Below are 11,105 nucleotides of genomic sequence, written 5' to 3' on the forward strand. Positions count from 1 at the left end.
AACCGGTCGTCCACAAATGCTATACTTGGATCATGACGGAGAGCGATCTCGACCCTTCGGCCGGCGGAAGGTTGTTTTTCCGCAGCGGCATCCTGCGCGCGGAAAGGCGGCGGCGCACGGCGCCGCGCGAAGCCGCGGTCACGGAAGCCGGGCGCGAGGTGCCGGTGCACGCCGAATGCGACGTGCTGGTGGTGGGCGGCGGCCCGGCGGGCGTTTCCGCCGCCTGCGCCGCGGCGCGCATGGGCGCCCGCACGACGCTGCTGGAGCGGCACAACCACCTGGGCGGCCTGTCCACCGGCGGGCTGGTGATCTGGATCGACCGGATGACCGACTGGGAAGGCCGGCGCGTCATCCGCGGCTTCGCCGAGGAGTTCCTGGACCGCCTGCCCGCGGGCGCGGTGGCCGGGCCGCCGCGCGCCGATTGGGGCTCGCGCGACCCGGCCCTCGCGGCGCACTGGGCGCAGCGCACCGCCGCTTTCCACGGCGTCGTCACCTGGTCGCCCACCTGCGACCCGGAGGCGATGAAAACCGCGGCGCAGGAGATGCTGCTGGGCGCCGGCGTCGACCTCCTCTTCCACGCCTGGGGCGCCGCCCCGGTGGTGCGGGACGGGGCCGTCCGCGGCGCCGTGTTCGAGGGCAAGGGCGGCCGGCGCGCGGTGCTGGCGCCCGTGGTGGTGGACGCCACCGGCGACGGCGACCTGTTCCACCGCGCCGGCGCCGCCGGCTCGGAGGACGTGGACGAGCGCGACATCCACCACTGCGTCAACACCGCTTGGCTGTTCGGCGGCGTGGACATGCCGGCGCACCTGCGCTGGCGGTCGGAGCAGCCGGGCGAATTCTCGGAGTTCCTGCGGACCGGCCGGGAGCGGCTGGGGCTGCTCGACAAGGCCTTCGTGTCCTGGCGGGACGACGTGGCTCTGTTCATGGGGCCGCGCTTGGCGGGCTTCTCGGGCCTCGACACCGACGACCAGACGGAGGTGGAGATCCGCAGCCGGCGCCTGATGGCCGGGCACCTGGAGCACTACCGCGCCCACGCCCCCGGCTTCGCCGGCGCTTGGCCGATGCTGATGGCGCCGCAACTCGGCGTGCGGCACTCGCGCCGGCTCCGCGGCGTCGGGCGGGTGGCGCGCGAGGACTGGGACGGCCGGACGGCGCCGGACGAGATCGGGGTGTCGCCCTCCCTTTCGCCCAGGTTCGCCAACGTTTCGGTGCCTTACGGCGCGCTGGTGCCGGAAAAGCTGGACGGGCTGCTGGGGCCGGGCCGGCACCTGTCCTGCGACGCCACCAGCCACTCCTTCATGCGCGAGATCCCGCAGTGCTGGATGACCGGGCAGGCGGCCGGCGTGGCGGCGGCGCTGGCGGCGGCCAGAGGCGTCGAGCCGCGGGCGGTGCCGGTGGCGGAGATCCGCCGCGCGCTGCGGCGCCAAGGGGCGCACCTGGGCGCGGCGGCGGGGCCGGCGGAAGCGCTGCCGGCGGCTTGAGCCGGCGCGTCGGGGCGCCGGATGAAACCTCTGCTGTTTCATCCATTCTGAATGATGAATGATTTGTAATCATTTACCCATTTACACGAAATCGTGAACAACATAACTTATACGTGTTCAGGCGATGCCTTGGACGTCTCCTCCCGACGACCCGGTGCCGCATCCTGGGGATGGGCATCAGGGATCGCACCTTGGGGCCGGTGGGTCACGACCACCGGCCCCCTTTTTTTGTTTCGCGGCATCGAAGCAAGAAGCGGTGGCGATCGGCGATGGAGCCGCTTTCGGCCCGCTACGCACCCCCGACCGTTGCGGAGATGTGGAAAACGGCGCGAAGCGCCGGCCCCGAACCGCCCTGCGATCCGGCGCCGCGCGCAAACCGGGCTGTGCGGCCCCGGTCGGTTCTTTCCCCCGTTTCACTCGTCCGGCCGGTAGAACACCAACCCGCCGATCTCCGCCGACGGCACGCGGCCGAGCGCCCAGCCGGGCAGCGCGTCCGCGTCGTGCCAGTGGGTGGCGCCGCCGGTCGGGTCGGGCAGGCTCCCGGCCGCGGCGCGGCGGGCGATGCGGCGGCGGACGGCGAGCGCCAAGTCGCCTTCCGGCGCCTCGCCCAGCGCGGCGTGGCGGGGGTGGCGCGGGTTCCAGCAGGCGAACAGGAAGGGCGCGCGGCACGCGCGGCCGAGGAGCGTGGGCCATGCGGCCCCGGCCGCGCTCCCGGGCGCGAAGCGGAGGCGGGCGGTCTCGTTTGACGCCGCCGAGCGGGCGCGGTTCGCCACCAGCGCGGCGAGCGCCTCGATGGCGCGGACGGGGCGCCCCGCCGCTTCGGCCCAGAGCGTGAGGGCGAGGGTTTCCGTCGCCCGCGCGGCGGCGAGGGCGTCGGACGCCGCGGCGCGGGGCGCGGCGGAAAGGGCGGCGCTCACGCCCGGTCCTCCGCGCGGCGGCCGTAGTTGCGCTGGTCCTGCGGGTGATCGGTGCGGCGGAGCCCTTCCAGCTTGCCCTCGATCCGCAGCAGGTGGGCCGACAAGCGCTGGTCCACGTCGCGGATCAGCGACAGCGGCACGTAGGTGCGCGCCACCTCCAGCTTGAACTCGGCCAGTTCGTCGCGGGTGCGGGCCACCGCCTCCGAGTCGCGCGTGTCACCGCGGTCGATGCGGTTCTGGATGTCCTGCTTGAGCATGTAGATCATCCGGAACAGGGCTGCCACGACGGGCACCTCGATGACGCTGATCCACCAGGTCGGCTCGATCTGCATGGCGAACTCCAAGCTCTCCTTGAAGGGCGGAAGCGCCGGGGCCAAACCCCTGGGACGGGCGGCACCGGCATTGGGGGACTGCGTTGCAAGCGAAGTGGCACGAGCCGTACCTGGAGACCTGCTGCCGCTCGGCGCTGCACCGGCTGACGCTGGTGGGCGGGCCGGGGCGGCCGGACGGGCTCAAGGACGGGCCGTGCCTGGAACGGCTCCAGGCTTTGGGCTTGGCGCGGCGGCGCCCCGCCGACGGGCGGTTCGAGATCACCGCCGAGGGCGAGGCGCGGCACGCGCGGGAGATACTGAAGAAGGCGGGGTGATCCGATTGCAGATCCGCAACAACGCGGGCGCACGCAGGCCCGGCGTCTAGCTGCCCCTCCACCCCGCCGCCCGCGCCGGAGCGGCGACCAGCGGCAGGCGCACCGGCTCCGCCAGCAGACAGCCGGCCAGCGCGTCCAGAGCGTCGTCGCGCACGCCGTTCGGCGCGTCCGGGCGCCACGCCGCCATCTCCGACGGGAAGGGCGTGCGGAACACCGCCTCGTGCGCGTGCAGCCGGCGCGCCGCCAGCGCCGGCTCCAACGCGCCGAGGATGCGGAGCGGCTTGGCTTGGCGGCTGTTGTGCTCCACCACCGCGCAGGGCGCGCCGGCCTTCGCCATCTCGCGCTTGAGCAGCGCGGGGAGGAAGCGGCCGATGCCGTTGGTCTCCACGCGCACCGCCGGCAGCAGCAGTTCCCGCGCGAGCGCGGCGACCGCGCGGCATTGCTGGGTGGCGGGGTCCACGGGGCTGTCCGGGTCGTGCGCGAGGTACGCCAACCGGTGCAGGTAGTGGTTGCCCTCGCCGTCGGCGTAGGTGGCGGCCAGCACCGAGGCGTCGCCGGTGCCGGGGCGGCCGTAGGCGGGGTCCCAGAAGCCGCCGCCGGAGACCAGGCGCCGGCCCATGAGCGAGAGCTGCGCGCGGCCGCCGGCCTCGCGGTACTCCGGTTCCTCGGCGTAGCGGACGACCAGCGCCGGGTCGAGGCGCGCCGCCGACTCCGCCACCGCCCGCAGCAGCATCTGCCGGGCGAAGCGGAGCGGGCCGACGCGGGCGCGCAACGCCTCGATGTCGGCGGCGGCGAAGCGCTCCGGCCAGGCGCTCGCGCCCGCCGCGTCGAACAGCGGCACCACCAGGCGGCGGTAGCCCACCAGCCAAGCGTTCTCGTGGCCGGGCGGCAGGTAGAGCGTGTCGGCGCAGTGCGGCGTGCCGACGTAGAGCACGGTGCCGCCGGGCGTCAGCACGAACTCCGTCTCGGCCAGCCGGTCGCGCAGCTCGGCGCGCTTGTTCGGCGTGTCGCAGTTGCCGGCCACCTCCACGTCGTCGCAGACGATGAGGTCGGCGCGGGAGCCGGTGATGTTGCCCGAGAGGCCCTGCGCCAGCATGGAGGGGTCGCGCAGCACCGCGCGCCGCTTCACGGTGAAGCGGTCCATCGCCCAGCTCTCCGGCTGGTCGGGCAGCAGGTGGCGGCAGAGCGGGTGGCGCTCCAGCACGCGGCGCACCGTCGCCACCATCTTCACCGCCAGGTCGTGGTCGGCGGCCAGCACCAGCACGCGTAGGTCCGGCTCGCGCAGCAGGCGCCACGCGCAGTAGAGGCCGACCAGCGTGGATTTGCCGCAGCCGCGGAAGGCCATCAGCAGCAGGCGCCGGTCGCCCGCGTCGCGCCGGGCCTGGAGCCAGCGCGCGATGCGGCGGTGGACGGCGGGCGTCCCCTGCCCCTGCGCGGCGTTCCAGACCCAGGCGAATTCGAGGAAGTCAGCCGTCACCGGCGCCGTCGTCATCGGCCTCGCCTCCTTCCTCCCGCAGCGACGCTATGCCGGCCCGCGCGGCGCCGAGGTCGGCGTCGCCCGCTCCGCCGGCGTCCTCGCCGCGGCCGCCGCTCGTCTTGATGAGCTGGTCGTAGTGCGCGAGGGCGCCCTTCCCCGCCGCGTGGCGGGCGGCGAACGCCTTCGCGTCCGCGTCCGGATCGGCCAGGAAGCGGCGGTAGTCGTCCACGATAAGCCGCGCCAGGGCCGCGCGGTCAGCGTCGGACCAGTGGGTGTTCCGCTCGGGTTTCGTCGTCATGCCTTCACCACGCGCGCCCGGACGGTGCCGGGGTTGAGGTCGAGGGGTGCGGCGGTGCGGTTGAGGACCGTCACCGTCACCACGTCGGTCGCGCCCACCTGCGCCAGGAACACGGCGCCGGAGGTGGACGCGCTCCAGGCGGCGCCGGCGAAGTCGCCGGGGCGCGCGCCGGGCAGCGGCACGTTCGCCTGCGCGGTGCCGCCGGCGGCGATGGAGGGCGGGTCCCAGGCGAGGTCGGCCACCAGTTCGCGCCGGCCGAACGGCAGGTCCGGCATCCCCCAGAGCGCGGCCGGAGCCTGCGACGGGTCGCAGCACAGGCGCATGGCGCGCGCCTCGTAGGAGTCGCCGATGCCGGCGATGCCGATCAGGGCGTAGAACACCGGCTCGGCCAGGCGCACCACCTGGAGGCGGGTCAGCGCCGCGTCGCTCATGTCGGCGGAGCCCTGCCACCAGCGCGCAGTGGGGGACCAGTTCATCGACATGCCGGAGGCGCGGACCAGCGGGCCGTTCGCCTCGGCGGTCAGCAGGTTCATGCCGATGTCGAAGCACTGCACCACGAGGCGCGGGTTGTCGGCGTCCACCGCGAGGGCGAACTCCTTGCAGTTCCGCGCATCCGCGAGAAAAGCCAGGCCGCGGCCGGGGGTGAGCAGCACGCCGCGGTTGACCAGCGTGTAGCCGTCCAGGCCCGGCAGCGCGAAGTCCGGCAGGCGCGAGGGCGTGCCGGACACGCTGCCGGAGAGGCAGGCGAGGCGGTCGAAGCCGGTTTCGGTGTTGCTGTAGCGGAAGGCCGCGGCGCGCAGGTTCGGCGCGGCGGCGACCTCGCGCACCGACTCGCGGTGCCCGGCCGCTTGGTGCAGCGCGCGCACCACGGAGCCGACGCGGGTGGCGGTGGGGGCGTAGTCGATGCCGACGCCGTAGCCCTGGCTGGCCCAGGCCACCTCGTAGACGTGGTCCTGCGCGCCGCCCGAGTGGTGCGCGACGTAGGGCGAGCAGCCCTCCATGCGGACGGCGCTGGCGATCACGGCGCGGCTCGACACGTCGCAGAGGAACGGGATGCCCAGGATCGGCCGGTCCTTCGCTTGCAGCTCGAAGCCGGGGCCGTGGAAGACGTGGCGGTTGTGGCCGGCGTAGGCGCCGGGCGCGGCCGAGAAGCGCACGCCGAAGCGGTCGCGGTCCGGGTGCAGGCTGCTGGCGATGGCGAAGTGGCCGCCGTAGTAGCGGACGGAGGTGTTCCACGCGGCGGCGGTGGCGGCGCGGACGTCGAGGCCGATCCTGTTGTTCACGATGCGGCCGAGCATCAGCGTCGTGTCCTCGAAGCCGCGCTCGTCACCCAGCGTGCGGATGCCGATGGTGAAGCCCTCCACCTGCCGCACCTCCACGAAGGAGGCGTCGAGGTTGCGCAGCACGATCCCGATGTCGTTCTCGTCCATCCAGTCGGAGACCGTGGCGCGGAGGACGCGGAGGCCCTCGTAGAGCTTGGCGGCGTTGCGCGCCGTCCCGCCGTCGCCGAGCGTCAGCGCGGCGCGGCCGCCGGGGCCGGCGTAGAGGATGGCGCCGCGCATGGAGAGGCCGGCGGCGGCGCCGGGCAGCACCAGCGGCATGGCGGTGCGGAAGGTGCCCTCGCCGATCTCCAGCCGCTTGCCGCTGGCGGCGGCGGCGTTCATGGCGGCTTGCAGCGCCGGGCCGTCGTCCGCCGCGCCGTCGCCCACGGCGCCGAAGTCGCGGGCCGAGAGGCGCTCGGCGAGCTTGTCCTCCACCGTGCGCGGCACGGCGCCCTGGAAGGGCAAAGAGAGGGAAGCGCCGTCGCGGTCGAACACCGTGACCGCGCCCGCGCTGTCGAAGCCGAGCAGCTTGTTGGCGCGGGCGCGGCGGAGCGGGAGCGTGGTGGCGCCGCCTGCCTCGGACGGGTCGAGGCGGAGCGCGGTGCCGAGGCCTTCCTTCACCTCTTGGAGCGCGGCGACCTGGTAGTCCAGCTCGTCGTTCAGGGTGCGGGCGCGCAGCACGCCGTTCTCCTGGAAGTCCGTGTTGCGGGCCACCGGGAGTTCGCGGCGCAGCGACACGGCGCAGCCGGGCGGCGGCGGCTCGTAGAAGTGGACGGCGCCGCCCTCCGACTCGCCCGCGCCGGTGACGGCGTAGCCGGCCATTTGGATGAGGCCGTCGAGGCGCACCTCGATGTCGCCTTCGGCGAAGATGGGGAAGGGGTAGGTGAAGGCGGCTTGGACGCCGTCGGCGACGTAGTGGACGCGCGGGGCGACGTCGCCGATGCGGATGTGCTCTGCGGCCATCGGGTCGGTCTCCTCAATCGAGCAGGGAGCGGGCGATGCCGCCGAGGGTGCGGCCGGAGCGGAGCAGCGCGTTCAGCGTGCCGTCGGGCGCGAGGAGGGAGGCGCGGCCGGCGCGGAGGCGGGCGTCGTAGACCGAGTCCTCGGCGCCCTGCGCCGCCGCGGCGTCCGCCTTCAGCCCGGCGGTGACGGCGCCGGCCGAGCCGGCGTCGGCCGACTGGCCGGAGGCGGCGAGGCGGGCGCGGGTCGCGGCGATGGTGCGGCCGAGCGCCTGGGCGCGGGCCTGCCGCTCCTGCACCTGCTGGGCGGACACGATTTGCTGGCGCGCGGCCTCTTGCTGCCGGTCCACTTGGACCTGGGCGCGGTTCATCCCCTTGGCGGCTTGCGCCTGGCGGACCTGGCCGTAGACGGTGGCGCCGGCGCCCGCGAGGGTGGCGATGGAGGCGAGAGCGGCCATCAGTCGGTGATCCTCGTCTCGGTGGTGACGGAAAGGAGCGTCATGGGCAGCGGCGTGTCGTCCTCGACGCGCCAGAGCGGGCGCATGGCGTCGCGGCTCCAGCCCAGGGCGCGCAGCCGCACGTCGCCGGTGAAGCGCGGCGGCGGCGCGTCGAGCAGCGCGGTGCCGAGGCGGCGGAAGGCGACCGGCGACGGGCCGCGGCCGAGGTCCACCGCCAGCGCCGCGGTTTCCAGCAGGCGGAAGGTGACGGACACCAGGCGCAGCGGCGCGGCGCGCACGCCGAGCGGGCCGGAGAGTTCGGGCGGCAGCGGCTCCACTAGGTGGCGGAAGCCGAGCCCGACCTGCACGGTGCGCGCCGGCGGGTCGAGCGTGACGGCGCCGGCGATGACCGTGGCGCTACCGCGCGGGGCGCCGTCGGCGACCACCGCCACCTCGCGGGCGGTCAGGTGGCCGAGGCCGCGCCACGCCGCCTTGGGCTCGGACGCCTCGCCGGTGAGGGCGGCGTCGAGCGCCAGTTCGTCGTCGAAGCGTTCCAGGCGGAATGAGCCTTCGCGTTCCACCACGGCCCAGACGCGGCCCTCGATCTCGGCCAGGGCGCGGAAGGCGCCGGCCGTCTCCTGCCGGGTCCAGGCCGTGACCTCCTCGGCGCGATAGAGCGTGAGGGTGGCGAGCGAGCCGTCGGCCATGGCGACGTGCAACAGGCGGCGGAGCTGGTCGTAGCAGAGCGAGACCGGGTCGCGGACCAGGTGCTGCGAGGCGAGCGCCAAGTCGTTCGCTTGGTAGAGGAGTTGGGCCTCGGTGTAGGCGAACTCGTAGATGCCGCGGCCGCTGCGGGCGGCGAAGATGGTGGCGCCGTCCACGTCCACCGGCTGCACCATGCGCGAGACGGGGGCGCCGACGCGGGTTTGGCGGTTGAGCTGGATGCTGGCCGGCGTGAGCGGCGCGCCGGAGACCATCCATTCGGCGCCGGAGGTGAAGACTTGCAGGTGGGCGCCGGAGAAGACGCCGCGGATGGCGTTCACCTGGTCGGACACCAGGCCGAACTCGATGGCTTGGTCGTCCAGGCCGTTGCCGAGGTCGAAGTTGAACAGGTCGCCGGTGCGCGACATCCAGAGGCGGTTCGGCAGGTCGCGGGAGCCGCCGACCACCAAGCGGTCCTGGTGGAAGCACAGGCATACCGGCCAGCCGCGCGCCCAGGAGAAGGCGGCCTCGTCCCAGTCCTGCGTCGGCGCGGCGGAGGCGAGCGGCGCGTCCTCCACCGTGGCGGTCGCCTGCGTCGGCGACGCGACGGCGGTGACGATCACCCGCTTGCCGCCGATGCGGAAGCGCGTGGCGACGTGGCCGGTGCGGAACAGCGGCTCGGACGCGGTGAGGGCGATCGCGCCCGTCGTGCCGCTCGGGGTGAGCACCGCGCTGGGCAGGAAGCGAAAGAAGGGCTCGCGCACGAAGGCCCAGGGCTGGACGGTCCAGCTCGCGTGGCCGGTGCGGGTGATGCGCTGCGGCGCCATCTCCGGGTGGCAGAGCAGCAGCGTGTCGGCGCTCTGGGTGTGGGCGAGCTGGGGCAGCATCGCCGCGGTCCAGGGGCCGAAAACGCGCGCCACCTCGGCGTCGCCCACGAAGACGCGCATCTCGCCGGCGGTGAGCGCCAAGAGGTAGGTCTGCTCGGTGTTGAACTCGAAGGCGATCAGGCGCGCGGGGCCGGGCAGCGGCGCGACGTGGCGGAGGCCGGGGCGGCGGACCAGGCCGCCGGTCGGCTGGATGAAGACGTTGCGGAGGCGGCGCGCGCCGTTGGCCCAGGCGCGGAGGTCGGGGCGGCCGAGCAGTTCGGGGGCGACCTCGCCGGCGGTGAAGCTGGTCTTGAGGGTGCGGGCGCCGGCCATGTCAGCGGCGTCCGGCGATCAGCGGGAAGTGCTCGATGGCGCGCGGCGTCGCCTGCTGGCTGTCGGCGAGGCGCGCGGCGCGCAGCTCCCCCTCGGCCTGGGCGAAGAGCATCTGCGCGCGGGAGGTGTTCTCGGTGAGCGGGATGCACAGCTCGGCGGCGAGGCGCGCGGCCAGGGCGGACGCGAAGAAGGGCGGCAGCGCGGACTCGTCGGGGCGGAAGATGTAGGAGAGCGTGACCTGCTCCGAGTTGGTGTGCAGGCGGTCCTCGAAGAGGCGGTAGGCGAGGCCGCGGCCGCTGCCGGGCGCGCCGGCGGAGAGGGCGCGGAGGAAGCCGGCGGGTAGCTGGAAGGCGTGCGCGAAGTCGGCGACCGGCTTGGCAGCCAAGCGGGGCAGGGTGGCCTGCGCGGTGGCGAAGCTCCACGGGTGGAGGGAGAGCAGCGCGTCGCGCGCGGCGGGGTAGAGGTTGGCCGCGACCTCCGCCTCGGCGGTGCCCTCGTCGAAGGAGGCGATGGGCTGCGCGCCGATCTTCAGCAGCGCGCGCGAGCAGAGCGCGAGGGCGGAGAGGGCCATCGGCGGGGAACTCCGGTTCGGTTCTCGGTGGGGGTGCCCCGCCCCCGTTTCCGGAGGCGGGGCGGGCGGCGTGCGCGCTTATTCCTTGCAGCGCATCCGGACGGCGCCGGTGTCGTCCACCAGCACGGCGCCCTGGCTCATCATCGTGTTGACGAAGTGCGCGGCGCGGTCGCCGTGCCAGGTGATGTCGGTGGCGATCTCGGCGGCCGAGGCGTGGCCGACCGCGGTGCGGTGGTAGAAGTAGCAGTACCGCAGCGCCGCGTTCTTGGTCAGGCCGCTGTGCGGCATCCACAGCGCGCCGAGCCAGCGCTTGGCCTGGGTGCCCTTCCAGGGCAGCTCGCCGTCGCCGACGTACTGGGCGTTGGCGAACTCCTGGATGGTCAGCAGCTCCGACCACTGCTTCCAGCCGACCACGGCGTAGCGCTGGCCGTCGTCCGGCACGTCCGCCGCGCCCAGCATCTCGAAGGCCAGCAGCACCTTGGCGCGGGTCAGGCCGTCGTTGTCGGTCTGGCCGGAGGCGGTGCCGACCGCTTCGCGCGTGGAGCCGTCGAGGGCGGCGATGATCAGCTCGTCGGTCTTGCGGCCGAGCGCGTAGGCGCCGGCGTTGGCCGCGACCAGCCGCTCGTCGTGGTTGGTCTTGAGCTCGTCCATCCGGTCCACCCAGTCGCCGGCGTAGTAGTCCTGGAGGAAGCACTCGACGGAGGAGTGGTCGATGTTCATCACCGGCACGACGCCGTTGCGCGCCTTGGCGGCGGCGGTGCCGCGGCCGACCCGCTGGAACACGGTGGAGGCGCCGCGCACGTCGCCCTTGGAGCGGACGGTGGGGCGCAGCTTGCTGCCCTGGCGCTGGTACGCCTCCTGCACCTCGGACTGGTAGTGCTTGACGAAGGCCTGGTCGATGGAAGCGGACATGGTCGCTCCTTGGGGTGGGGGTGCTGCGGGGACGGCGCGCGCGCGGTTGGTCCGGCTAGGGGCCGCGCGCGCGCCGGAAGCGGGCCGCGGCCCCATCGCGGGGTTGGTCGCGGCCGTGGAAGGGACGCGGGGGCGGGCGCGCCGGTGGATCGGCGCAGGCCCGCCCCCGCCGGCGGCTCCCCGC

11 protein-coding genes are annotated in these 11,105 nt (G+C 74.3%); 2 read left to right on the forward strand and 9 right to left on the reverse strand.

Translation table 11 applies throughout. The features are described 5' to 3' along the window. Positions 1–32: 32 nt before the first annotated feature. On the forward strand, positions 33–1,481 hold the full coding sequence (locus ABD067_RS18665) for an FAD-dependent oxidoreductase (protein ID WP_343896879.1): 1,449 nt from the start codon (positions 33–35) through the stop codon (positions 1,479–1,481). Positions 1,482–1,894: 413 nt separating this feature from the next. On the opposite strand, the gene ABD067_RS18670 is transcribed toward ABD067_RS18665, so the two are convergent. Further along, on the reverse strand, positions 1,895–2,398 hold the full coding sequence (locus tag ABD067_RS18670) for a cell wall hydrolase (protein WP_343896880.1): 504 nt from the start codon (positions 2,396–2,398) through the stop codon (positions 1,895–1,897). Then, complete coding sequence (locus ABD067_RS18675) at positions 2,395–2,742, reverse strand: hypothetical protein (RefSeq protein ID WP_343896881.1); 348 nt, start codon at positions 2,740–2,742, stop codon at positions 2,395–2,397. The genes ABD067_RS18670 and ABD067_RS18675 overlap by 4 nt, the downstream gene beginning before the upstream one ends. A gap of 71 nt (positions 2,743–2,813) precedes the next feature. On the opposite strand from ABD067_RS18675, the gene ABD067_RS18680 reads away from it, so the two are divergent. Further along, entirely contained in the window at positions 2,814–3,044 is a 231-nt protein-coding gene (locus ABD067_RS18680) for a hypothetical protein (protein WP_343896882.1), read from the forward strand. 46 nt (positions 3,045–3,090) lie between these two features. Here the strand turns inward: ABD067_RS18680 and terL are convergent, their stop codons facing one another. The 7 genes from terL to ABD067_RS18715 all read right to left on the reverse strand — a co-directional run bounded on the left by terL (position 3,091) and on the right by ABD067_RS18715 (position 10,921). After that, a complete protein-coding gene (gene terL, locus ABD067_RS18685; protein WP_343896883.1) occupies positions 3,091–4,536 on the reverse strand; it encodes a phage terminase large subunit in 1,446 nt (481 codons plus the stop codon). Beyond that, on the reverse strand, positions 4,511–4,819 hold the full coding sequence (locus ABD067_RS18690; protein ID WP_343896884.1) for a hypothetical protein: 309 nt from the start codon (positions 4,817–4,819) through the stop codon (positions 4,511–4,513). Before ABD067_RS18690 ends, terL begins: the two co-directional genes overlap by 26 nt. Continuing rightward, complete coding sequence (locus ABD067_RS18695; RefSeq protein WP_343896885.1) at positions 4,816–7,104, reverse strand: phage tail fiber protein; 2,289 nt, start codon at positions 7,102–7,104, stop codon at positions 4,816–4,818. The genes ABD067_RS18690 and ABD067_RS18695 overlap by 4 nt, the downstream gene beginning before the upstream one ends. Positions 7,105–7,117: 13 nt before the next feature. Next, entirely contained in the window at positions 7,118–7,558 is a 441-nt protein-coding gene (locus tag ABD067_RS18700; protein WP_343896886.1) for a hypothetical protein, read from the reverse strand. Further along, positions 7,558–9,438 carry a hypothetical protein gene (locus tag ABD067_RS18705; protein ID WP_343896887.1) on the reverse strand — a complete coding sequence of 627 codons (1,881 nt, stop codon included), beginning with the start codon at positions 9,436–9,438 and terminating at the stop codon, positions 7,558–7,560. Before ABD067_RS18705 ends, ABD067_RS18700 begins: the two co-directional genes overlap by 1 nt. A 1-nt stretch (position 9,439) precedes the next feature. Further along, positions 9,440–10,009 (reverse strand): hypothetical protein, encoded by a 570-nt coding sequence (locus ABD067_RS18710; protein ID WP_343896888.1) that lies wholly within the window; start codon positions 10,007–10,009, stop codon positions 9,440–9,442. A gap of 78 nt (positions 10,010–10,087) precedes the next feature. Continuing rightward, a complete protein-coding gene (locus tag ABD067_RS18715) occupies positions 10,088–10,921 on the reverse strand; it encodes a phage capsid protein (protein WP_343896889.1) in 834 nt (277 codons plus the stop codon). Positions 10,922–11,105 lie beyond the last annotated feature (184 nt).

The sequence above is a fragment of the Craurococcus roseus genome (assembly GCF_039523795.1).
Classification (GTDB): Bacteria; Pseudomonadota; Alphaproteobacteria; order Acetobacterales; family Acetobacteraceae; genus Craurococcus; species Craurococcus roseus.